This window comes from Nocardiopsis oceanisediminis, from assembly GCF_048595525.1.
Classification (GTDB): domain Bacteria; phylum Actinomycetota; class Actinomycetes; order Streptosporangiales; family Streptosporangiaceae; genus Nocardiopsis_A; species Nocardiopsis_A oceanisediminis.
This window is the reverse complement of record NZ_JAFMZJ010000001.1, coordinates 2,804,284-2,826,393: the sequence shown is the minus strand read 5'-3', so window position 1 is coordinate 2,826,393 and position 22,110 is coordinate 2,804,284. Positions and strand designations below refer to the sequence as shown.

Below are 22,110 nucleotides of genomic sequence, written 5' to 3'. Positions count from 1 at the left end.
GAGGGTGTTTCCACCGGGTTCCGGTGGCCGCGGGGCGCCCCGGCCCGGTCGGGCCCGCGCGGGCCGGACCGGGCCGGGGGGCCGTTCCCCCCGGGGTGCGCTCCGCCCTGCGGGGGGCGGGCCGGCGGGCGGGGCGCGGGTGGGAGATGTCACTCCGCCCGGGGGGCCGGGCGGCCCCCCGGGCGCGGCGGCCGCGGGCGCCCGGGGTGGGAGGATCGTGGGGTGAGCGATCTTCCTTCCGACCTTTCCGCACTCCTGGACGAGCAGGGTGCCGATGCGGCCCTCATCCACCGCGTGCTCGGCGCGCTGGCGGGCGGGGAGCCGTGGAGCGCCCGGGAGCTGGTGCGGGCCACCGCGGTGCCGCACCGGCTGGTCGCGGCCGCGCTCGACGCGCTCGGCGGCGACCTGGAGCGGGGGGACGGCGGGCCCGAGGAGCGGGTGCGGCTGGCCCGGCCCGGGGAGTACGCGGGGTTCCGGGGGGCGGCGGGCGGTCCGCCGGCCGACCCGGGCGAGGCGGCGGGCCGGTACCCGCGGGCCGCGGAGGAGCTGCGCCGGCTGGTGGCGGAGGCGCCGCCGTCGCGGACCGATCTGGACCATGTCGCGGCGACGCCGGGGACCGCGCTGCGGCGCGGGGCCTACCTGGCCGACCGGTTCGCGATGCCGGGGCGGCGGCTGCTGTGCGTGGGCGACCACGATCTGACGTCGCTGGCCGCGCTGCTGGTCTGCCCGGAGGCGGAGGCCGCCGTGGTGGACGTGGACGAGCGGATGCTGGAGTACATCGACGGCGCGGCGGGCCGGCTCGGCCTGTCGGTGCGCTGCCACTTCGCCGACCTGCGGGCGGGGCTGCCCGCGTCGGTGGCGGGCTGGGGCGACCTGGTCTTCACCGACCCTCCGTACACCCCGGAGGGGGTGGAGCTGTTCGTCCGGCGGGGCTTGGAGGGGATGGCCGATCCGCGGCGCGGCCGGGTGCTGGTGGCCTACGGCGCCAGCGGGGCGACCCCGGGCCTGGTGGCCAGGACGCAGGCCCGGCTGGCCCGGTTGGACCTGGTGTTCGAGGCGGTGCTGCCGGACTTCAACCGCTACCTCGGCGCGGAGGCGATCGGCGCCGCCAGCGACCTGTACGTGCTGCGCCCGATGTCGCGGACCGCGCCGGGCGGCGGCGCGGAGCAGGCCCGGATCTACAGCCAGGGCGGCAACGCGAAGGAGGCGGCGGGCGCCGCGGGGGCCGCGGGCGCGGCGGAGCTGCTCGGCGGCGGTACGGCGGTGGGCGACTGGCCGGCGGCGGCGCTGCCCGAGGGGGCCCGCCGGGTTCGGCTGGCGACCTGGCTGGCGTCGCCGGTGCCGGCGGAGGATCCGGTGCTGCTGCTGACCGGCGGGTGGGAGGCGCTGCTGGGCCGCGCCCTGCTGGCCGGTACGGCGCCGCGGATCCGCGCGGTGGTGCCGTCGTCGGCGCCGGAGGTGCGGGACGCCGCCGGGCAGCGGGCGCTGCGCGCGCTGCTGGAGCCGCGGTTCCGGGTGCGGTTCCTCAAGGGCCGCCCGGGGCCCCGGGAGACGGTGGTGGAGGTGTCCGCCGCTCCTCTGGGGGACGGCGCCCCGGCGGCGGAGCGGCTGCTGGCCTACTGCCAGGAGCGCGCGCACGGCCCGCTCCCCCGCACCCTGCGCGAGGGGCTGATCGCGGTCACCGGGCGGGACGGCGCCCCGGTGAACAAGCGCACCGCCCGGTCCCTGGTGGCCGGGTGGGCGCCGTGGGCCCCGGGCCGCACTCTGCTGGACCTGCCCGGCCACCGCTTCGCGGAGCTGCGGGCGGCCGCCGAGGGGATGACCGCGGCGGCCGCGGATCTCGCGGCGGAGGACTGACCGGGCCGCCCGGCCGCCCCGGCTCGCTCGATCCGCGCGGTCCCCATTCCGGCCGTGCGGCTTCGCCCGGTGCCTCAGCCGGTCCGGGCGGTCCGACGCGCGGTGGCGCCGCCGCGGCGGCCCGACGCGGGGCCGCCGGGGTCAGCCGGCGGGCTGGCCGGTTCCGGTTCCGGCGCCCGCGCCGGCCCCGGTGTCCGTTCCGGAGCCGCCCGCGCCGGCACCGGTTCCGGCACCGCCCTCGGTGCCCGTCCCGGCTCCGGCGCCCGCCCCGGCACCGCCCTCGGTTCCGGTCTGGCCGCCGCCCTGGAACTCCATGTTGCTCTCCACTTCGCCCAGGCGGCGGTAGAGCGGGTCCTTGAAGGAGTTGAGGGCGATCAGCGGCGAGGTGAGGTCCTGGTGCTCGGTCGGGTCCTCGGAGGACTTGTCCTGGGCCCAGACCACCATCAGGTAGTGGCCGTTGACCGAGGCCTCCGCCCGGCTGTAGCCGGTGCCGAGCCGGGTGAGCGGGTCCTCGCCGCCGGGGTTGGCGATGAACCCGGGGCCCTTGTCCTCCGGGCTCTTCGGCTGCTCCAGGGCTTCGGCGACGGCCTGCGCCGCCTCGGCGTCGCGCAGGTTGAACAGGGCCGCCACCCCGACGTAGTCCTCGGAGTCGTAGGCGGCCCGGGCGGCCTGGGTGCAGCCGGCGTCGGAGAGCGCGGCGGCGGCCTCGTCGCCCCAGACCGCGGCCGAGCAGTCGTCCTCCAGGGACGTGGCCTTGAGGGCGAAGGTGATGCCCTGGCTCTCGATCTCCTTGTTGTCCCGCTCGAACATCTCGCCTTCGGCGAGCGGGCGGGAGTCGACCTCCTGGTCGGAGAGGACCTCGCTCATCCGCTCGGACTCGTAGACGATGGTGTAGGAGGAGGGGCGGGCGTCCTCGGGGGCCTCGGGGCCCGAGGAGGTGAACTGGAGGACGAGCACGACCGCCAGCGCGGCCACGGCCAGGCCGAGGGCGCCGAGCAGGATCGGCAGGGCCTTGCCGCGCTTCTTGCCGCCGTCCTCCGCGCCGCCCCGCTCGGGCCTGCGGCGGGAGCCCGCCGAGCGCCGACCGGGCGCCGGGGAGCCCTCGGCCTCGTCGGTTTTCCTCCGCCGGCCGCCCTTCCGGGGGGCCGCGCCTGACGAATCAGAAGAAGACACCGGAACCTCTCGGTCGCTGAATCGGGATGCTCACGTGGACCACCGGGGCGCAGGCGTCCCTCGGGCCCCGGCGGGAGAATCCTAGCCGGAACCGCGGAACGGGCGGCCCCGCGGTTCACTCGCCTCCGTCGTCCTTGGCGCGGCTGACTTCCTCGTAGACCCAGACCGCTGCGTCCATCGCGACGACGCCCGCGGTGGCCATGGAGGTGTCCTTGTCGGGTTCCTCGCCGCTGGTGCGGGCGACCCAGAACACCGCCAGGTAGTGGCCCATGACCTGGACGGAGGCCTGGCTGTAGCCCTCGTGCAGGCCCTTGGTGCCCTCCTGCATCGGCACCAGGAAGCCGGGGTCGGACTCCAGGTTGCGCGGGTCGAGCGTCTCGGCCACGGCGGCGGAGGAGTCGGCGTCGGCGAGGTCGAACAGGGTGAACTGCGCCACGTAGTCGCCCTTCTCGTCCTGGTAGACGCCGCGGGCCGCGGAGGTGCAGCCGGCGTCGACCAGGGACTGGCCGAGGTCCTCGCCCCAGACCCACTGGGTGCAGGTGTCGGTGGCCTCGGAGTCCTCCAGGACGAAGGTGAAGTCGTCCTTCTCCAGCTTCTCCACGTCGGATCCGAAGACCTTCTCCGCCTCCAGGGGCGGTGCGTCCTCGGCCCGGGTGGCGATGGGGTCGAAGATCTCCTGCTCTTCGCTGGAGCCCTGGTAGACGGTGGGCAGCAGGGTGGAGTGGCCGTCCTCGGGCATCTCCAGCCTGGGCTCGTCGCCGCCGCCGATCGGCGAGTCGGAGACGAGCAGGTAGGCGAGGACGCCCAGCAGGGCGACCAGGGCCACGCCGAAGAGGGCGAGCAGGACGCCGAGGACGACCGTGCCGCGCTTGCGGACGCTCTGCTCGGCGAGGTTGTTGACCACCTGGTTGGGGCGGTCGCCGAGGACGCTCACCTTGCGCAGCGCGGAGGCGGAGAAGCGGGAGACGGGGTCGGCGGCGGCCGGTGCGGCCGCGGCGCGGCGGCCGCGGCGCGGGGACCGGCCGGCGCTCTTGCCGCGCTTCTCCTCCCGCTTCCGGCGCTTCTTCTCGGCGCGCCTCTCGGCCTTGGAGAGCGGTTCCGCCCCGGCGGGGGCGCCGTCCTCCTCCGGCCCGTCGTCGTAGGACCCGTCATCGTAGGGCCCGTCGTCGTAGGCGTCGCCGTAGGGCTCTCCGGGGTAGGGCTCCTCGGCGGGCCGCTCGGCGTAGGAGTCCGGGTAGGGCTCCCCTCCGCGGGGGTCACCGCCGTAACCGCGCTCCTCGTCCTCCTGGTAGGCGACGCCGGCGGCGGGGGCGGCGTCGCGGTGGCGCCGGCCGCGGCTCGCCCGGCGGCGCCCCGCTCGTCCCGCGGAGTCGGATCTGCTCACCTGGGTTCTCACTCATCCTCGTCGGCGCCGCCGGGCCCCCCGCGTCCTGTCCGCGGCGGCGCCGGCGCCTATTCGTCGCGTTCGGTTCCGGAGGCCCCGGCGGCGGTCCCGTTCGCGGTGGTCTCCGCGTCCTCGGTGCCGCTCTCCGCGGTCTCGGCCTCCTCCGCCCCGCCGGGCTTCTCCCCGGCGGCGGAGGGGCGCTCCTCGGCGGGCTCCCGCTCCTCGGGCTCCTCCCCGCCGGTGGAGGAACGCTCCTCGTCCCGGTTTGAGTCCCCGGCCGGGGGCTCGGTCCGGTCGGAGGCGTCCGCTCCCGGAGCGGTGCCGCCGCCGTCCCGGTCTCCGGAGGCGGGGTCGGTGTCGAACACCTGGGTGCCCGCCTCCCTGCCGACGGGCACGACCCGGGTGGAGAAGCGGTCCAGCCGCTGCCCGGCCCACACGAAGTAGGCCAGGGCCAGCAGGAAGACCAGGATCGACGTCCAGTTGTTCAGGCGCAGGCCGAGGATGTCGTGGGCCGGGTCCACCCGGAGGTATTCGATCCAGAACCGCCCCACACAGTAGCCCATGACGTACACCGCGAAGAGCCGCCCGCCGCCCAGCCGGTCGGTGTGGCGCCGGCCCAGCCAGGCGAGCAGGGCGGCCAGCCCGAGGCACCACAGCGACTCGTAGAGGAAGGTGGGGTGGTAGGTGGTCTCACCGGGGATGTAGCCGGCCGGGATGCCGTTGTCGGCGGAGACGTGCAGCGCCCAGGGCAGGTCGGTGGGGGCGCCGAAGAGCTCCTGGTTGAAGTAGTTGCCCCAGCGGCCGAAGGCCTGGGCCAGCGGGAGGGCCGGCGCGATGGCGAAGGAGAGCTTGGACATGGACAGGCCGCGCTGCCGGGCGACCAGCCACACGCCGAGCGCGCCGAGCGGGACGGCGCCCCAGATGCCGAGACCGCCCTCCCAGATGAACAGGGCGCGGATCGGTTCCCGGCCCTCGCCGAAGTAGAGCTGGTAGTCGGTGATGACGTGGTAGATCCGGCCGCCGATGAGGCCGAGGATCACGGCGGGCACCGCCAGGTCCATGATGGTGCCCTTCTCGCCTCCCATCGCGGCCCAGCGGCGCTCGCTCCAGGCGACGGCGGCGATGACGCCCGCCAGGATGCACAGCGCGTAGAAGTGGATGGTGAGGGGGCCGATCTCGATGCCGCTCATCGGCGGGCTGGGGATCGCCGCGAGGGTGCGGCCGGCCCCGGCCGCCCCCTCGGCGGCCGCGTGGGGCAGGGTGGTCACAGGGGTGGTCATCTCTGCTGGCTATTCCTTGGCCTCGGGGGATGCGGATGCGTTCTCGTCCTCGGCGGCGTCGCCGTCCTTCTTCCCGCCGTCCTTGCCGTCCTCCTCGGCCGCCGCCCCGTCGCCGCTCTCCAGCGGCTCGCTCTGCACCTCGCCCGGACCGGCCGCGGCGACGGCGTCGCGCAGGCCGGAGGCGGAGTACATCTCGTCGCCCATCTTCTGGCCGTTGAGGTAGACGGTGGGGGTGCCGCTGAACGCGTTGGCGCCGGAGTAGCGGCCGTTGACGTCGGTGGTGGCCTGGAGGACCTGCTGGACGTAGGTGTCGTCCAGGAAGGAGGAGTCGTGGCCGTTCTCGTCGCCCCAGGCGATGAGGTCGGTGACCGGCATGGCGCCGATCTGCTGGTCGGACATCTGCTTCCGGGCGTCCTCGACCAGGGCGGGCGCGTACTCCTTGGCGAACCGCTCGGCGGCGGCGGCCTCGGCGTCGACCCGCTCGGCGAAGGCGGGGTCGGTGATGCCCGCCTCCTCGCCCCACTTCTTGAGGTCCTCGACCGCGAAGCCGGGCCTGCCCTCGACCGGCTGGTTCTCGAAGAGGATGTCGTTGTACTCGACGAACTTCCCGGCGTCGGCCGCGGCCCGGGCGGCGGCGGCGCCGCGCAGCGAGTTGGTGCTGATCGGGTCGGGCTGGAGGGCGAAGATGCTCACCGGCCGGTAGTGCACCACGGCCTCGCCCGCGGCGGCCAGCTCCTGCAGGGTGGAGCCGCTCGCGGTCTCGAACTGCTTGCAGGCCGGGCACTGGAAGTCGGCGTAGACCTCGACGACCGGGGCCTGGGCGCCCTCCTTGGCCAGCACCACGCTGCCGTCCTGCTGGAGGGTCTGCGGGGGCAGGGCGACCTCGGTGTCCCCGCCGTCCCGGTCGGAGGCGAACCAGAAGTAGCCGCCGCCCAGGATCAGCGCGACGACGACCACCGCCGCGCCGATGACCAGGACCTTGTTCCGCTTGCGCTTGCGCTCCTCCGCGAGCCGCTGCTGTTTGATCCGTTCGCGGGCCTCGCGCCGCGCCGCCTTGCTCATCAGCCGTTCACCGTTCTACGTCGGGTTCGATGCCGGCCCCGCGGCTGCGGGGCGCCGTGTGGGTGTGCTCGCTGCCCGGGGCCCGTGCGGGCGCGGCCGGGCCGCCGGTCCGCTCAGCGGTAGAGTCCGGCGAACCGGTCGAGGGAGAGCGGCGAGCGCGGCCAGACCATGACGATACCGGCTAGGGCCATGAAGCCGATATCGCGCGCGATGTCGACGCCGTAGGCGGTCTCCCCGGGGGCGACCGGGCCCCCGGTGCCGAAGCAGCCGCAGTCGATGTTGAGGCCGCGGGCCCAGGCCGAGACGATGCCGACGATGAAGACCGCCATGAGCAGCCCGGTGGCCGCGCCGGCGTACCGGGTGGCCAGGCCGGCCAGCAGGAGCAGCGCCAGGGCGAACTCCAGCAGCGGCAGGGTGATGCCGATGAACTCGTTGACCGGGTCGGGGAAGAGGTCGTAGGCCTCGACGGACTGGATGGAGAGCGCGACCGGCAGTTTGGAGTAGGCCGCGTAGCCGAGGATGCCGGCCAGGGCGACGCGGGCCGCGAGGGTGACCCAGGGCTGGACGGCCGCCCAGCGCGACCGCGGGGCGGGGGCGTCCCCGGCGGGGCCGCCGGGCGCTGTCTCGGTCGGGTTATCGGTGGAGTCCATGTCAACTTCCCTGAGGGCGGGCGGTGCTCGGCGGCCGGCGGCGGACCGCCGGGCCGGGGGTCGAAGCGGAGCCTACTTTATGTGACCGCGCCGCGACCCCCGGTCCCGCCGTCCTGTGCACGGCGGATCGGGCCGCGCACCGGCCGGCCCGTCGCGCCGCCGGTGCGCCGCGGCGTCTCGAACCCTAGCGCCACCGGCCGCCCGGAGCATTCCTCTTCCCAGGAAGAAAACGCCTCTCTTACCCGATTCTCACCGGGTGTCCGCCTTCCCCGCCGAGCGCACCCCCTCCGCGAGCTCCTCGGCGAAGGACCGGACCGCGGCGCAGGCCGCGTCCAGGTCCGGGGCGTCCAGGACCCGCTTGCAGAACCCGGCTCCGACGATGACCCCGTCGGCGTAGCCGGCCACCTCGGCGGCCTGCGCCCCGGTGGAGATGCCCAGGCCCACGCAGACCGGCAGCCCGGTGCCGCCGATCGCCTCGCGGGTGCGCAGCACCAGCTTCTCCGCGGTGCCCGCGACCTGCGCCCGGGTACCGGTCACCCCCATCAGCGAGGCGGCGTAGACGAAGCCGCTGGAGGCGGCGGTGGTCAGCCGCAGCCGCTCGTCGGTGGAGGAGGGCGCGACCAGGAAGATCCGGTCCAGGCCGTGCGCGTCGGTGGCCGCGGTCCACTCCCCCGCCTCCTCGGGGAGGAGGTCGGGGGTGATGACGCCGGCCCCGCCGGCGGCGGCCAGGTCGGCGGCGAACCGGTCGGCCCCGTACCGCTCGATCGGGTTCCAGTAGGACATCACCAGCGCCGCGGCGCCGGTGTCCGCGGTGGCCTGGACCACGCGCAGCACGTCGGCCGGGGTGGTCCCGGCGGCCAGCGCGGTGTCCGCGGCCCGCTGGATGGTGGGGCCGTCCATCATCGGGTCGGAGTAGGGCAGCCCGACCTCGACCACGTCGCAGCCGCCCTCGACCATCGCGCGGATGACCCGCACCGAGGAGTCCGGGTCGGGGAAGCCGGCGGGGAGGTAGCCGACCAGCGCGGCGCGGCCGGCCGCGCGGGTCTCGGCCAGCCTGGTCTGCAGTGCGGTGGTCACGCCTGTCCCTCCTCGTCCACGAGGCCGAAGTAGGCGGCCGCGGTGTCCACGTCCTTGTCGCCGCGCCCGGAGAGGTTCACCAGGACCACGGCGTCGGGGCCGAGCCTCTCGCCGAGCCGGCGTGCGCCGGCCAGGGCGTGCGCGCTCTCGATCGCCGGGATGATGCCCTCGGTGCGGCAGAGCAGCCGGAAGGCCTCCATCGCCTCGGCGTCGGTGACCGGCTCGTAGCGGGCCCGGCCGGTGTCGGCGAGGTGGGCGTGCTCGGGGCCGACGGCGGGGTAGTCCAGCCCGGCGGAGATGGAGTGGCTGGGCAGGGTCTGGCCGTGCTCGTCCTGGAGGACGTAGGTGCGGGCGCCGTGGAACACGCCGGGGGATCCGGCGGTGATGGAGGCGGCGGTGCGGCCGGTCTCCGCCCCGTCGCCGCCGGCCTCGAAGCCGTACAGGGCGACGTCGGCGTCGGGGATGAAGGCGGCGAAGATCGCCATCGCGTTGGAGCCGCCGCCGACGCAGGCCGCGACCGCGTCGGGGAGCCGGCCGGTGCGCTGGAGGACCTGCTCGCGGGCCTCGGCGCCGACCACGAAGTGCAGGTCGCGGACGAGGGCCGGGAAGGGGTGCGGCCCGGCGACGGTGCCGAACAGGTAGTGCGTGCGGTCGACGTTGGCCACCCAGTCACGGAACGCCTCGTTGATCGCGTCCTTGAGGGTGCGGCTGCCGATGGTGACCGGGACGACCTCGGCGCCGAGCATGCGCATCCGGGCGACGTTGAGCGCCTGCCGGCGGGTGTCCTCCTCGCCCATGTAGATGACGCACTCCAGGCCGAGCAGGGCGCAGGCGGTGGCGGTGGCCACGCCGTGCTGCCCGGCGCCGGTCTCGGCGATCACCCGGGTCTTGCCCATCCGCTTGGTGAGCAGCGCCTGGCCCAGCACGTTGTTGATCTTGTGCGAGCCGGTGTGGTTGAGGTCTTCGCGCTTGAGCAGGATGCGGGCGCCGCCGGCGTGCTCGGCGAAGTTGCGGGCCTCGGTGAGCGGGCTGGGCCGGCCGGTGTAGTCGCGCAGCAGGTCGGCGAGCTCCCGCTGGAAGGCGGCGTCGGTGCGGGCCTTCTCCCAGGCCTCGGCGACCTCGTCCAGGGCGGCGACGAGCGCCTCGGGTGCGAAGCGGCCGCCGTAGCGGCCGAAGTGCCCGAGGGCGTCGGGCTGCGCCGGCGCCGCCTCGGGGCGGTCGGATGCGGTTGTCATGTCGTTCTCCTGGCCGGGTTCGCCCGGCCGAGCCGTGTTCGTGATCGTGGGCGGATCGGTGGCGGGAGGCCGCGGGCGCGGACTCCCTAGGGCCATCGCCTGCGCCGTCCCCACCCCGCCCGCTCCGGCGGCCGCATCGGCTCCTCCCCCTGGCTCAGCGCCGGTCCCGCAGCGCCGGGTGCGCGCCCGCGGTGACCAGGTCGGCGACGGCGGCGCGCGGGTGGCGCCCGATGACCAGGCTCTCACCGACGAGGACCGCGTCGGCTCCGGAGCCGGCGTAGGCGAGCAGGTCGTGCGGGCCGCGCACGCCGGACTCGGCGATCTTGACCGCGGAGTCCGGGATGGCGGGGGCGACCCGGGCGAAGGTGCCCCGGTCGACCTTGAGGGTGGTCAGGTCGCGGGCGTTGACGCCGATGACGGTGGCGCCGGCGGCCACCGCGCGCTCCACCTCGGCCTCGGTGTGCACCTCGACCAGCGGGGTCAGGCCGAGCGATCCGGCGCGCTCCACCAGCGAGACGAGGGCGTCCTGCTCCAGGGCGGCGACGATGAGCAGCACGGCGTCGGCGCCGTGCACCAGCGCCTCCCAGAGCTGGTAGGAGCTGACCACGAAGTCCTTGCGGAGCAGCGGGGTGGGGACCGCGGCGCGCACCGCGGCCAGGTCCTCCAGGCTGCCGGCGAACCGGCGGCGCTCGGTCAGCACGCTGATCAGGGCGGCGCCGCCGTCGGCGTAGTCGCGGGCGAGCGCCGCCGGGTCGGCGATGGCGGACAGGGCGCCCTTGGACGGGCTGGCGCGCTTCACCTCTGCGATGACCTGGACGCCGGGGCGGCGCAGGGCCGCGGCGACGTCCTGCGGCCGGGGGACGGACTCCGCCTTCTCCTTCAGGCTCTCCAGCGGCGTGGCCGCCTGCCGTGCGGCGAGGTCTTCGCGCACCCCGTCGAGGATCTCGTCGAGCACGCTCACGTGGGCCTGCCCCCTCCAGGTAGTCGTGGTTCCGGCGCCGGTGCGCCCCGCCGCCCGCGGCTCAGGGCGGTCGGGTGCCCGCGGCGCGGGCCGGCCGGCGCCGGGCTGCTGCGGCGGCGGCCCCGATTCCGTCCGATCGTATCCACCCCGGGTCGCGGAGCGGCCACCGCCCTGCGGTTCCGCGGCGGGGGTCCGCGGTTCCCCGGGGCGCGTTCCTACCCGGACAGGGGCGAAACGGCCGGCTCTCCGCCGGGGGCGAGGAAGAGCCCGATCGGGGTGTTGCGGAGGACCCAGAAGGCGATGATCCCGACGAGCAGGAACCAGAGCCAGGCGGCGTTGAGGATGCGGCGCCCGCGGGTCCACGGCCGGGGCGGCCGGGTGCGCGGGCGGAACGCCCCGTAGAGCCAGGTGGCGTAGTGGTAGAGCAGGTAGGGCACCATCGCGACCAGGAAGACGTTCATCTCCAGGGCGCCGGCGATGTCGAAGTTGCTCAGCGCGTGCACGGCGCGCATGGTGCCGCAGCCGGGGCACCAGGTCCCGGTGACGGTGAGCCAGGGGCAGGTGGGGTAGTGGCCCGGCTCGTTGGGGTCGACGAAGTGCACCATGACGGTCCCGGCCAGGCCGGCGGCGCCGAGCAGGAGCGGCCAGGTCGCGGGGTGTACCCGGCCGATGAGGGCCCGGGTGCGCGGGAACGGCCCCGCGGGGGCGCCCTGCGGGGGGTGCGGTTCGGTTCTGTTCGCCGTCTCGTCCACGGCCTCCACCTTAGGTCAGGGTCTCCGGTACCGGGGCCCGGCCGGGCCCCGGTACCGGAAGGGGAAAGCGCGCGGCGCCGCACACCGGGTGTGCGGCGCCGTGCCGACCGGTTCCGCCCGCGCCGCGGCGGGCGGGGCGCCGATCAGTATTCGCCGGAGGTCTCGAGGTCCTGCAGGTCCTGCTCGAGGTCCTCGTTCAGCTGGTCCAGGTCCTCGTTCATCTGGTCGAGGTCCTCGGTGTTGTAGTCCCCGTAGCTCTCCTGCATCTGCTCGAGCTCCTGGATGTCCTCGTTGGCGGAGGTGGCCGCCGCGCCGAGGACGAAGACGGAGATGATCCAGATGATGAGGCTGAGCCCGTAGGAGATGCTGCCGAGGATGAAGGCGATGTTGCGGAACTTCTTCGCCTTGTCCGCGGACTCCTGGGCGCCCTGGAAGTCGCCCTGGCCCCACTGGTTGTCGATCTTCAGCTGGAAGACCAGCGCCGGGATGCCCAGCGGCCAGCAGCAGAGCAGGGAGAAGATGACACCGGCGATTCCGACATCGGGCTTCTCGCCCATCGGCTGACCGCCCTGCGGGGGGCCGTAACCGCCACCGGGGGGCGGTCCGGGGGGAGGTCCATAGCTCATGTCAGCGTACAACTTTCTGAAGACGGCAATGAAAAACCGCGGCGCCGCGCAGCGGCGGGGGCGGCTCGGGAGCCAGCGGTTTTCAGGGCCGGGGGTGGCTCGCCTCAATGCGCCGCAGAACGGACAGCATCATGCCAGATATGCGGCCCTCTGCGCGCATCTTTGCACCCTCGGTACGAAAAAACCGCGTCGCAGACCGTTTCGACGGTCTGCGACGCGGTTCGGTTCCGCCTTTTTCGGACGCCTTCGACGGGTTCTGTTCCGGGCGGCGTCCGGGGAGGCGGAGGGAGGCTACTTGGCTCCGGCCGGGGCGGGCTCGCCCTTCTCCGCGCCGGCCTCGGCGGCGGAGGAGGTGCGGGCGGCCTCCCACTCCTCGCGGGTCGGCGGGACCGGGCGGGGCTCCTTGCGGCCGAGGCCCGCCTTCTTCATCACACCGGCGATCACCGCGAGGACGACGCTGGCCCCCAGGGCGATGCCGGTCCACGCGGCCATGTCCCCGCCGATCATGATGCCCACGGCCGCAACGGACCAGGCCACGATCCAGGAGATGGTGAGGAACCACGCGGCGACGGTGTTGCCGTGGTCCTCGTGCTCCTCGTGGTGTGCGTCGGCCATCAGGGCTCCTTCTGTGCTGCCTGGGCGCCCGTGACGCGGGCGCGGTCGTGCTCTGCTGTTTCAGGGTCGGCGGGCCCCCGGCCGGCGGCGGCCCCGGCCGCTCCGGGCGCGGGGTCCAGGGTGGGGTCGTCGCCTCCGTCGAGCGACTTCCACAGGTCCGCGGGGTCGGCCGGGCCGCTGCGCGGCCCCCTCGCGGGGGCGCTGTGGCGATCGTACCTGCTGCTCATTCCGGGCCACGACGGGCCCCGGAGCGCGGTCGCCGCCCCCGCGGCGGCGAGCAGCGCGGCACCGGCCGCGGCCACCGCGGGCCAGGTCCACAGCGGGTGCGGGGCGGCCGCGCCGCCGGTGGCGGCGGCCTGCTCGGCGACGGCGGCGGCGAGCCGGCCGGGGCGGGTCCCGGTCCACAGCACGGCGAGCGCCGCACCGCCGAAGAGCGCCATGAGCGCGCCGACGGCGATCCGGGCGCGCCCGGCGGTGGCGGCGACCGCGGCGAGTGCGGCCAGCCCGGCCCAGCCCAGGGCCGCGGCGGCCGGGGCCAGCCCGGTGCCGGTGAGGCGCACGGAGACGTCGGCGACCGGGCCGGGCATGGCGACGGTGCCCTCGGCCCAGGTCTGCCCGGTGGCGGCGATCAGGCCGGCCGCGCCGGCGGCCGCGGCGAGCGCGGTGAGCGCGTACTCGCGCCGGGGCGCGCGGGCCGCCCCGGTCACCGCGGGCCCCCGGTGCCGTCCAGCGGCAGCGGGTCGGCGTCGAAGCAGGTCCGGTCGCCGGTGTGGCAGGCGCCGCCGGCCTGGTCGACCTTGACCAGCAGGGTGTCCCCGTCGCAGTCGAGGGCGACGGAGACGACCCGCTGCACGTTGCCGGAGGTGGCGCCCTTGACCCAGTACTCGCCGCGGCTGCGGGACCAGTAGGTGCCGGCGCGGGTGCGCAGGGTGCGGGCGAGGGCCTCGTCGTCCATCCAGGCCAGCATCAGCACCTCGCCGGTGTCGTGCTGCTGGACCACGGCCGGGACGAGGCCGTCGGGGTTGCGCTTGAGGCGGGCGGCGATGCCGGGGTCCAGCCCGGTGCCGCTCGCCGCTTCCTCGGTGGGTGGGCGGCCGCTCATGGTCACAGCCTATGGCCGCTCTCCGGCGCCGCTCCGCCGGGTCGCCCCCGCGCGCGCGGGCGGGCGCGGTGAGAATGGCCATAGCCGGCGCGGGGCCCGGGTGCGGCGGGCGTCGGCGCCGGTCCGCCGGGCTGAGTATCGTCGGGTCGATGCCGCCGCCCGACGAAGGAGCTCCGTGACCGCCCAGCTGCTCTCCGCCGATCTCGCGGGCAAGCCCGCCGCGCTGAACGCGCTCGCCGACCGCCTGGACCGCCACGACCCGTTCGCGGCGCTGCCGGCCCTGGTGGAGGACGAGCCCGCGGGGATACTGCTGCTGGGCACCGGGTCGGCGCGCCAGGCGTGCGCCGCGGCGGCGTTCCGGATGCGGCTGGCCGGGCTGAGCGCGGTGGCGGAGTTCCCCTCGGCCGAGGCGACCCTGCCGCCGGGTCCGGCGACGCTGGTGGTGGCGGTGGACGTCGGCGGGGGCCGGCGGGAGCTGTGCACCGCGCTCGACCGCTACGTGGGCGCCTCGGCGATCATCGTGGTGACCGACGACGCGGCCTCGCCCGCGGCCCGCTACGCCGACGTGCTGGCGCCGCTGGGGGCGGAGCGGGAGAGGAGCGGGCTGGCCTGCCGCGGCCACCAGCTGGCGCTGGCGCTCCTGCTGCACCTGGGGTACCGGCTGGGCGCCCCGCCGCTGGGGAGTTCGGCGACGCTGGCGCCGACGCTGCGCCGTGCCTCGAACGCCTGCGCGCAGCTGCTGGAGGGCGCCCGGTCCTGGGTGCCCGCGGCCGCCGCGGCGCTGGCCTGCGATTCGGGTGCGGTGCACATGGTGGCGCCGGCCGGGCGCGTCGCGTCGGCGGAGCAGGCCGCGCTGGCGCTGCGGCAGGGCCCGGTGCTGGCCTCCTCGGCCTATGAGACGGCGGAGTGGTCGCACACCGGGCGGCACCTGGCGGCGGTCTCCGACTACCGGGCGGTGCTGTTCGCCGGCTCGCACTACGACGAGCGGTTCGCCGAGCACCTGCTGCAGCTGCGCGGGCGGTTCGTGGCGGTGGGGCGCCCGGTGGACGGCGCCGCCGAGGTGGTGCGCTACCTCGGCGACACCGATCCCGACGTCGCGCTGCTGACCGAGCCGCTGGTCGCGGAGGTCCTGGCCGCGCACTGGTGGGCCGCCCGCGAGCGCTGACCCGCGGGGCCGCCCCGCACGGGCGGCCCCTCCCCTGCCGCTTTCACCGGGGTCAGGCGGAGCTGCGCACCCAGGAGGCGTACAGGTCGGCGTAGACGCCCGGTTCGGCGACCAGCCGGGCGTGCGGGCCGCGCTGGACGATCCGCCCGGCGTCGAAGACCAGCACCTCGTCGGCGGCCTCGGCGGTGGAGAGGCGGTGCGCGATCGCGACCGAGGTGCGGCCGCGGGTGAGCCGGTCCAGGGCCCGCTGGATGCGGACCTCGGTGTGCGGGTCGACCGCCGAGGTGGCCTCGTCCAGGACGAGCAGGTCGGGGTCGGCGACGTAGGCGCGGACCAGGGCGACGAGCTGGCGCTCGCCGGCCGACAGCGATTCGCCCCGCTGCCCGACCGGGGTGTCCAGGCCGTGCGCGAGGCCGGCGAGCCACTCCCCCAGGCCGAGTTCGGCGATGGCGGCCTCCAGCTCGGCGTCGGTGGCCTCGGGCCGGGCGAACCGGATGTTGTCGCCGAGCGAGCTGTCGAAGAGGAAGCCCTCCTGGGGGACCATCACCACGCGGCGGCGGAGCGAGGAGAAGGCGACCTCGCGCAGGTCCACGCCGTCCAGCCGGACCCGGCCGGCGTCGGGGTCCATCAGCCGGGTGAGCAGCTTGACGAAGGTGGTCTTCCCGGAGCCGGTCTCGCCGACCACGGCGAGCCGGGTGCCGGGGGCGATCTCCTCGTCGACGCCGTCCAGCACCACCGGCCCCTCGGGGTAGGAGTAGCGGACCTCCTCGAAGCGGACCTCGACCGGGCCGCGCGGCAGCTCCCGGCCGGCCTCGCCGGGGTCGGCGATGTCCGGGACGGTGTCCAGCACGCCCAGCACCCGGCGCCAGCCGGCGATGGCGTTCTGCGCCTCGTTGAAGATCTCGGTGGCCATCATCATCGGCTGGATGAAGAGGGTGACCAGGAAGAGGAAGGCGACGAGCTCGCCGGGGGTGAGCTGGCCGCCGACGCCCAGCAGCACGCCGACCACGATCACCGCGGCGTTGCCGACCGCGGCGACCATCTCGGCGAACGGGGAGACCGCCATGGACAGCCGCTGCGCCCTGACCTGGGCGGCGCGGTTGGCGAGCACGGTCTCGTCGATGCGGCGGGCGGTGCGCTCCTCGGTGCCGTAGGCGCGGATGACGGCGGCGCCGGTGACGGTCTCCCCGACCGCGCCGAGCATGTCGCCGGTGCGCTCCCGCACCTTGAGGTAGGCCTTGGAGAGCAGGCCCTGCAGCCAGCGCGCGCCGTAGAGCAGCGGCAGGAAGCAGATCCACACCACCAGGGTCAGCTGCCAGGAGTAGACGGCCATCAGCACGGTGGCGATGACCAGCTGGCCGGAGCTGACGATGAGCAGCAGGCCGCCCCACTGCATGAAGGTGCTGATCTGGTCGACGTCGGCGGTGACCCGGGAGACCAGGGCGCCCTTGCGCTCGCTGTTCTGGGTCAGCACGGACAGGTCGTGGACGTGCCGGAACGCCTTGCGGCGCAGGGTGGCCAGGCCGGACTCGGTGGCCCGGTAGAGCCGGACGTTCATCAGGTAGGAGCAGACCGCGGTGACGGCCAGCGCCGCGGTGCACAGCCCGACGGCGGTGGCGACGAACCGCATGTCGGGGCCGCTGCCGCCGGTGCCGACGCCGTTGTCGATGATCTGCTGGACGGCCAGCGGCACGACCACCTTGCCGGCGGTGGCGACCACCGCGAACAGCAGGGTCCAGCCCAGGCCCCGGGTGAACTCCGGGGAGAGCTCCAGTCCGCGCCGGATGGTGCCGAGCGCGGAGTCGGTGGAGCGGTGCAGGGCGGGGGCGGCGCCGCGCGGCCCCTCCCCGCCGCCGTCGCGGGCGGGGCGCCCCTTCCGGGTGGTGGACGGGGCGGTCATCGGGCGGCCTCCTCGGTCTCGGCGAAGGTCTCGGTCTGCGCGGCGGCGGCGCGCTCGGCCGCGGCCCGCTCGTAGGCGGTCACCAGGCGCTCGTAGCCGGGCGAGCGGGCCAGCAGCTCGTCGTGGGTGCCGCGGTCGGTGACGGTGCCGCGGTCCAGGAAGACCACCTCGTCGGCGAGCTCGATGGTGGCTCTGCGGTAGGCGACCACGACCACGGTCGCGGCCAGCTCGGTGTCCCGCAGCCCGGCCAGGATCTCGGCTTCGACCTGCGGGTCGACCGCGGAGGTGGCGTCGTCCAGGATGAGCAGCCGGGGGCGGCGGACCACGGCCCTGGCCAGGGCGAGGCGCTGCCGCTGGCCGCCGGAGAGGCTGGTGCCGCGCTCGCCGAGCCGGGTGTCCAGGCCCGCGGGGAGGGCGGCGACGAAGGAGTCGGCGCGGGCGAGCCGCAGCGCGGCCCACACGTCGTCGTCGGAGACGTCGGCGCCGAGCGCGACGTTGTCCCGGATGGTGTCCTCGAAGACGAAGGTGGTCTGCGGGACGAGGGCGGCGACGCCGGAGATCGCGCCCTTGGCGAGGCCGCGCACGTCCGCGCCGTCGTAGCGGACGGTGCCGGCGTCCGGGTCGACCAGCCGCGTCAGCAGGGTGGTCAGGGTGGACTTGCCGGAGCCGGTGGGGCCGACGATCGCGACGGTGCGGCCGGGGGCGATCTCCAGGTCGACGTCGTGCAGGACGGTGGTGCGGGCGCGCTCGCCTGCGGCCTCCGGGGCGTCGGCCAGGTCGCTGCCGGCGCCGTCGGCGGTGTAGCCGTCCTCGTAGGAGAAGGAGAGCCCTTCGGTGGCGAGCCGGATGCCGCCGGTGCCGCCCAGGGCGCCGTCGCCGTGCGGCATGGCGCCCTTCGCGGCGAGGACGGCCTGCACCCGGTCCCAGCCGACGACGCTGCGCGGCAGGTCGCCCAGGAGCCAGCCGAAGGAGCGGATGGGCAGCGAGAGCAGGGTGAACAGGTAGGCCATCTGGACCAGCTCGCCGGGGTCGATCGCGCCGGTGGACAGCCGCCACATGCCGACCAGCAGCACGGCGAGCACGCCCAGGTTGGGCAGGGCCTCCATGACGGGGTCGAACATGCCGCGCATCCGGCCGACCCGGATCTGGGCGTCGCGGAGGCGGTGCGCGGCGGCGGTGAACCGCTCGGTCTCGGTGTCCTCCCGGCCGAGGGTCTTGACCACCAGGGCGCCGTCGAAGGATTCGTGCGCCACTTCGCTGACCTGGGCGCGCAGCGCCTGGGCGCGGGTGGCCACCGGGGACACCTTGCGCTGGAAGACGACGTTGATCGCGAACAGCAGCGGGAAGACGACGAAGCCGACCAGGGCCAGCACCGGGTCGGTGATGAGCATCGCGACCGCGGCGATCAGCAGCATGAACAGGCTGCCGACCACCATCGGCAGCGGGGCCAGCGGCTGCCAGGCGGCCTCGACGTCGGCGTTGGCGTTGGAGAGCAGCTGCCCGGTGGGGTGGCGGTGGTGCCAGGAGAGCGGCAGCCTGAGGTACTTGCGGGCGACCGCGCGGCGGTAGCGGGCCTGCATGCGGAACTGCATGAGGCCGGCGTAGAGCCGGCGCAGGGCGAGGCCGATCGCCTTGAACAGGCCGACGGCGAGCATCGCGGCGGCGGCCGCGGTGAGCGCGGCGGCGGTGGTGCGCCCGTCGGCGAACGCCGGCAGGATCACCTGGTCGGTGATGCGGCCCAGCACCCAGGAGGAGGCCACGGTGATCGCGGCGTGCAGGGAGGCGCCGAAGACGGCGACGCCGAACACCGCGGGTTCGCCGCGCATCGCGACCCACAGCACCTTGAGACCGCGCAGGAAGACCTTCCGGTTCCTGTCCGGCCCCCCTGCCCCGGCGTCGTCGGGACTTTCCTGCGGCATGCGGCCCCCTGTCGTGTCGCGCCGACCGGTCGGATCATCGGTCGCCCCGGCGGCGGCATACGCCCGAAAAAGCACATGCCATCCGGGTTGGGGACGGCATGTGCTCGATCAACCTACTGCGCTGCGCGGCACCGGGACAGCGCTTTATTCAGCACCCGGGCACAGTGGACTATTCCTCCCTGATCACGGCGGGTCCCCCCGGTCCGCTGCATACCGCCCTCCCAGGGATCTTCCCCGCGGACCGGCCCTTCACCGCCCCGCGCGCGGCGGAGGGCCGGCACCCCCGGATCGAGGTGCCGGCCCTCCGCCGCTCCGCCGGACCCGCTCAGACCAGCCCGAGCCGGTGGCAGGTGGCTCCGGTGACCAGCGCCCGGAAGGTGATGGTGCCGACGATGCCGTCCGCGTCGATGCCGACCTTCTTCTGGAACGCGATCACGGCCTTCCTGGTCTTCGGACCGAAGATGCCGTCCGGATCGGTGGCGGCCCGGGTCTCGTACCCGTAGGACTGCAGCGCCTTCTGCACCGCCCTGACCTTGTCGCCCTGGTCGCCCTGCTTGGCCAGGCCGAAGCCGGAGCGCAGCGCGGCCCAGGTCTCGGTGTCGAGCCGGCCCGTGCTCGGGATGTCGCGCTTCTTCTGGTACTTCTTCAGCGCCCGCTCCAGCTTCCCGCCGAAGCGGTCCCCGTGGCCGCCGGGATCGTACCCGTAGGCGCTCAGCAGGTATCCGGCGAAGGACACCTGCCAGGCCCGGTCGCCCTTCTTGTACTTCGGCCAGGCGCAGGACTCCACCTCGGCCTTGACCCCGGGCGGCGTGTTCGGGCCGTCGGCCAGTGCCGCCGGCGCCCCGCTGAGGCCGATCGACAGCGCCAGCGCCCCCGAAGCCAGTACGGCCGCCGCCCTGCTCATCACAGACATGACGTGATCCCCCCGTTTTCCCTGGTCCCCCCGCATCGGACGGTCGTCCGCGCGGTCGTCCGCGTTCCCATGAGAAGGGACGCCCCGCTCGGGCCGGGAGTTCAGCGCTCCGCGTTAAACACCCCGTCCCCTTCTGACCGGGATCACTTTCCCTTCGGCCGGTGAACCCGGGCGCCGCGCTGCGCGTCCGCGCGGCGACGCTCGGCGAACCGCCGGTGAACGCAGGTGTTCGGTCCGGGGAATTCACCGGGAGGAAGACGGGTGCGGGGTCCCGCCCGGGCACCGGTGGGAGCAGACTCGGCAAGGTGCCCGACCGACGCTCCCCCACCCAGACCAGCCGCCCCGCAGCGCCGCGGCGCCCTGCGGCCGAGGCCGCGTCCGCGCAGGCCGCGGCGGCCCCTTCGCTCGCCGACCGGATCCGGGACGGCGCCGCCCGGGCCGGGCTGCGGACCGCCCGCCGCCTCTCCCCCGGACTGGCCGAGCGGGTGCGCCGGTTCGCCGACCCGGAGGGCGGCCCGGACGCGCCGGCCGACCGGCGGCCCCGCCGCCCCGCGCTGGCCCTGCTGCTGCTCGCCGCCGGCGAGGAGGTGGACGAGGCCCGGCGGCGGATGCCGGGGCTGACCGGGGAGGCGGGCGAGCCCACCCGGCGCGGCCTGCGCGCGGCGCGCCGGATCGCCGCGGTGCTGTCCGCCGCGGAGCGGCCCCGGATGACCGAGTCGGCGCTGCGCGCCCTCCCCGCGCTGCCGCCGCCCTACGCGGTGTCGCTGGGCGGCGCGGTCGGGGTGCGCCGCGCCCGGCTCCTGTTCGAGCAGGGCAGGATGGCCGAGGCCGAGGCCGAGGTGCGCCCGTTCACCGCCGGCCACGGCACCGCCGCGCTGCTGTACGAGCGGCTGCGCGGGGAGCGGCGCGCGCTCGGTCCGCTGCCGGAGCTCCCCGCCCGGGAGGGGCCGCCGCTGGACGCGGTCCCCGGGCGGGTGCTGCACGTGGTCTCCAACGCGCTGCCGAAGACCTCGGCCGGCTACACGGTGCGCACGCACCGGATCGTCACCGCGCAGCGCGACGCCGGGCTCGACCCGAGCGTGGTGGCCTTCCCCGGGTGGCCGCTGGACGCTCCGCCGGGGACCCCCGACCGCTACGAGCTGGACGGCATCGGCCACCACCGGGTGCACCCGGGCCGGGAGCTGCCGGGCGGGCTGGCCGGGCAGATCGACGCGGGCGCCGACGCGGTGTGCGCGCTCGCCCGCGAGCTGCGGCCGTCGGTGCTGCACGCCGCGACCGACCACCGCAACGGTTCGATCGCGGTGGCCGCCGGGGCCCGGCTGGGGCTGCCCGTGGTCTATGAGGTGCGCGGGTTCCTGGAGGAGACCTGGCTGTCGGCGGCCGGGGAGGCGGCGCGCGGCGGCGAGCGGCACCGGCTCATCGTGGAGCGCGAGTCGGCGCTGGTCCGCGCGGCCGACGCGGTGGTGACGCTGTCCGAGACGATGCGGGCCGAGCTGGTGGCGCGCGGCGCCGACGAGGACCGGATCGTGCTGGCGCCCAACGCGGTGGACCCGGCGCTGCTGGACGCCCGCCCCGACGGCGACGCGTTCCGCTGCGCGCACGGCCTGGAGGCCGGCGACTTCGTGGTGGGCTCGGTCTCCAGCATCGTCGGCTACGAGGGCTTCACCTCCCTGGTGCGGGCGGTGGCGCTCCTCCGCGACCGGGGCGTCCCGGCCCACCTGCTGCTGGTGGGGGACGGCAGGGCCCGGCCGGAGGTGGAGGCGACCGTGCGCGAGCTGGGCCTGTCCGAGCTGTGCGTGCTGCCCGGCCGGGTGGACCGGGACGAGGCGCTGCGCGCCCAGGCGGCGCTGGACGTGCTGGTGGTGCCCCGGTCCGACGAGCGGGTCTGCCGGCTGGTGACGCCGCTGAAGCCGGTGGAGGCGATGGCCCTGGGAACGCCGGTGGTCGCCAGCGACCTGCCCGCGCTGCGCGAGCTGCTCTGCGGCGGCGAGGCCGGGCTGATGGTGCCGCCGGGCGACCCCGGGGCGCTGGCCGACGCGCTGCAGCGGCTCCGCGAGGACGGCGGGCTCCGCGCGGCCCTGTCCGCGGCGGGCCGCGCCGAGGTGGCCGAGCGCCGCACCTGGCCCCGGGTGGCCGCGGTCTACCGGGACCTCTACACCCGCCTGTCCGGCTGACCCGGTCCGGCCGGGCGGACCGTACCGCTTCGGCCGTCTCGACCGGCGGTCCGGTCCCGGTCCGCCCGTCCGACCGGGCTGCGGGGCGGGCGGGACGGCCTCGGTGCCCCGGCCGGGGCGGTGCCGGCCTCCGAGTGCTCCGAGCGGGGCCGCTGGGCTCCCGGCGGTGTCCTCCGCGGACCGGCCGGTCGGGCCGAGCGGTCCCGGCGACGACTCCGGCCGGAACACCACCCGGAAACCGGCCCGCGCTCGCCCCCGGGCACGG

General features: G+C 75.7%; 19 protein-coding genes. 3 read left to right on the top strand and 16 right to left on the bottom strand.

The genetic code is table 11. The annotated features are described in order from the left end of the window. The first annotated feature begins 222 nt into the window (after window positions 1-222). The gene (locus tag J0910_RS12535) at window positions 223-1,857 is read left to right on the top strand and encodes a bis-aminopropyl spermidine synthase family protein (protein WP_420158676.1); all 1,635 of its coding nucleotides are present in this window, start codon (window positions 223-225) and stop codon (window positions 1,855-1,857) included. 141 nt (window positions 1,858-1,998) lie between these two features. Here the strand turns inward: J0910_RS12535 and J0910_RS12530 are convergent, their stop codons facing one another. From J0910_RS12530 to hisI, 13 genes are all read right to left on the bottom strand, one after another. Beyond that, a complete protein-coding gene (locus J0910_RS12530) occupies window positions 1,999-3,030 on the bottom strand; it encodes a hypothetical protein (protein ID WP_420158675.1) in 1,032 nt (343 codons plus the stop codon). Window positions 3,031-3,145: 115 nt separating this feature from the next. Next, the gene (locus J0910_RS12525) at window positions 3,146-4,414 is read right to left on the bottom strand and encodes a hypothetical protein (protein WP_420158674.1); all 1,269 of its coding nucleotides are present in this window, start codon (window positions 4,412-4,414) and stop codon (window positions 3,146-3,148) included. A gap of 68 nt (window positions 4,415-4,482) precedes the next feature. Next, window positions 4,483-5,694, bottom strand: coding sequence for a prolipoprotein diacylglyceryl transferase (gene lgt / locus J0910_RS12520; protein ID WP_420158673.1), 1,212 nt, complete (start codon window positions 5,692-5,694; stop codon window positions 4,483-4,485). A 9-nt stretch (window positions 5,695-5,703) separates the two neighbouring features. Continuing rightward, window positions 5,704-6,756, bottom strand: coding sequence for a DsbA family protein (locus J0910_RS12515; protein ID WP_420158672.1), 1,053 nt, complete (start codon window positions 6,754-6,756; stop codon window positions 5,704-5,706). 113 nt (window positions 6,757-6,869) lie between these two features. Next, entirely contained in the window at window positions 6,870-7,406 is a 537-nt protein-coding gene (locus J0910_RS12510) for a MauE/DoxX family redox-associated membrane protein (RefSeq protein ID WP_420158671.1), read from the bottom strand. A 249-nt stretch (window positions 7,407-7,655) separates the two neighbouring features. Beyond that, the gene (trpA, locus tag J0910_RS12505) at window positions 7,656-8,483 is read right to left on the bottom strand and encodes a tryptophan synthase subunit alpha (protein ID WP_420158670.1); all 828 of its coding nucleotides are present in this window, start codon (window positions 8,481-8,483) and stop codon (window positions 7,656-7,658) included. Further along, window positions 8,480-9,718: a tryptophan synthase subunit beta gene (trpB, locus tag J0910_RS12500; RefSeq protein WP_420158669.1), complete on the bottom strand. Its 1,239-nt coding sequence runs from the start codon at window positions 9,716-9,718 to the stop codon at window positions 8,480-8,482. Before trpB ends, trpA begins: the two co-directional genes overlap by 4 nt. A gap of 154 nt (window positions 9,719-9,872) precedes the next feature. Next, window positions 9,873-10,679, bottom strand: a complete 807-nt coding sequence (gene trpC / locus J0910_RS12495) for an indole-3-glycerol phosphate synthase TrpC (RefSeq protein ID WP_420158668.1) — start codon at window positions 10,677-10,679, stop codon at window positions 9,873-9,875. Window positions 10,680-10,894: 215 nt separating this feature from the next. Further along, window positions 10,895-11,431: a DUF2752 domain-containing protein gene (locus tag J0910_RS12490; RefSeq protein ID WP_420158667.1), complete on the bottom strand. Its 537-nt coding sequence runs from the start codon at window positions 11,429-11,431 to the stop codon at window positions 10,895-10,897. Window positions 11,432-11,574: 143 nt separating this feature from the next. Beyond that, window positions 11,575-11,988 (bottom strand): CD225/dispanin family protein, encoded by a 414-nt coding sequence (locus J0910_RS12485; protein WP_420158666.1) that lies wholly within the window; start codon window positions 11,986-11,988, stop codon window positions 11,575-11,577. Between the two features lie 360 nt (window positions 11,989-12,348). Next, the gene (locus J0910_RS12480; protein ID WP_420158665.1) at window positions 12,349-12,672 is read right to left on the bottom strand and encodes an HGxxPAAW family protein; all 324 of its coding nucleotides are present in this window, start codon (window positions 12,670-12,672) and stop codon (window positions 12,349-12,351) included. Then, on the bottom strand, window positions 12,672-13,379 hold the full coding sequence (locus tag J0910_RS12475) for a Trp biosynthesis-associated membrane protein (protein ID WP_420158664.1): 708 nt from the start codon (window positions 13,377-13,379) through the stop codon (window positions 12,672-12,674). Before J0910_RS12475 ends, J0910_RS12480 begins: the two co-directional genes overlap by 1 nt. Continuing rightward, window positions 13,376-13,774: a phosphoribosyl-AMP cyclohydrolase gene (gene hisI / locus J0910_RS12470; RefSeq protein WP_420158663.1), complete on the bottom strand. Its 399-nt coding sequence runs from the start codon at window positions 13,772-13,774 to the stop codon at window positions 13,376-13,378. Before hisI ends, J0910_RS12475 begins: the two co-directional genes overlap by 4 nt. Window positions 13,775-13,949: 175 nt before the next feature. On the opposite strand from hisI, the gene J0910_RS12465 reads away from it, so the two are divergent. Next, window positions 13,950-14,939: a sugar isomerase gene (locus J0910_RS12465; protein ID WP_420158662.1), complete on the top strand. Its 990-nt coding sequence runs from the start codon at window positions 13,950-13,952 to the stop codon at window positions 14,937-14,939. Between the two features lie 52 nt (window positions 14,940-14,991). On the opposite strand, the gene J0910_RS12460 is transcribed toward J0910_RS12465, so the two are convergent. The 3 genes from J0910_RS12460 to J0910_RS12450 all read right to left on the bottom strand — a co-directional run bounded on the left by J0910_RS12460 (window position 14,992) and on the right by J0910_RS12450 (window position 19,662). Continuing rightward, window positions 14,992-16,839 carry an ABC transporter ATP-binding protein gene (locus J0910_RS12460; protein ID WP_420158661.1) on the bottom strand — a complete coding sequence of 616 codons (1,848 nt, stop codon included), beginning with the start codon at window positions 16,837-16,839 and terminating at the stop codon, window positions 14,992-14,994. Continuing rightward, on the bottom strand, window positions 16,836-18,758 hold the full coding sequence (locus tag J0910_RS12455) for an ABC transporter ATP-binding protein (RefSeq protein WP_420158660.1): 1,923 nt from the start codon (window positions 18,756-18,758) through the stop codon (window positions 16,836-16,838). Before J0910_RS12455 ends, J0910_RS12460 begins: the two co-directional genes overlap by 4 nt. A 325-nt stretch (window positions 18,759-19,083) precedes the next feature. Beyond that, window positions 19,084-19,662, bottom strand: a complete 579-nt coding sequence (locus J0910_RS12450; RefSeq protein ID WP_420158659.1) for a peptidoglycan-binding domain-containing protein — start codon at window positions 19,660-19,662, stop codon at window positions 19,084-19,086. A gap of 314 nt (window positions 19,663-19,976) precedes the next feature. Here J0910_RS12450 and J0910_RS12445 point away from each other — a divergent pair, with 314 nt between their 5' ends. Next, window positions 19,977-21,845: a glycosyltransferase family 4 protein gene (locus J0910_RS12445; protein WP_420158658.1), complete on the top strand. Its 1,869-nt coding sequence runs from the start codon at window positions 19,977-19,979 to the stop codon at window positions 21,843-21,845. Window positions 21,846-22,110: the final 265 nt, after the last annotated feature.

Excerpts from the sequence above, each read along its gene's own strand:
- J0910_RS12485 (WP_420158666.1), bottom strand. The coding sequence starts at position 11,988 with ATGGGCGAGAAGCCCGATGTCGGAATCGCCGGTGTCATCTTCTCCCTG.
- J0910_RS12510 (WP_420158671.1), bottom strand. The coding sequence starts at position 7,406 with ATGGACTCCACCGATAACCCGACCGAGACAGCGCCCGGCGGCCCCGCC.
- J0910_RS12455 (WP_420158660.1), bottom strand. The coding sequence starts at position 18,758 with ATGCCGCAGGAAAGTCCCGACGACGCCGGGGCAGGGGGGCCGGACAGG.
- lgt (WP_420158673.1), bottom strand. The coding sequence starts at position 5,694 with ATGACCACCCCTGTGACCACCCTGCCCCACGCGGCCGCCGAGGGGGCG.
- J0910_RS12450 (WP_420158659.1), bottom strand. The coding sequence starts at position 19,662 with ATGAGCAGGGCGGCGGCCGTACTGGCTTCGGGGGCGCTGGCGCTGTCG.
- trpB (WP_420158669.1), bottom strand. The coding sequence starts at position 9,718 with ATGACAACCGCATCCGACCGCCCCGAGGCGGCGCCGGCGCAGCCCGAC.
- J0910_RS12480 (WP_420158665.1), bottom strand. The coding sequence starts at position 12,672 with ATGGCCGACGCACACCACGAGGAGCACGAGGACCACGGCAACACCGTC.
- J0910_RS12460 (WP_420158661.1), bottom strand. The coding sequence starts at position 16,839 with ATGACCGCCCCGTCCACCACCCGGAAGGGGCGCCCCGCCCGCGACGGC.
- hisI (WP_420158663.1), bottom strand. The coding sequence starts at position 13,774 with ATGAGCGGCCGCCCACCCACCGAGGAAGCGGCGAGCGGCACCGGGCTG.
- J0910_RS12515 (WP_420158672.1), bottom strand. The coding sequence starts at position 6,756 with ATGAGCAAGGCGGCGCGGCGCGAGGCCCGCGAACGGATCAAACAGCAG.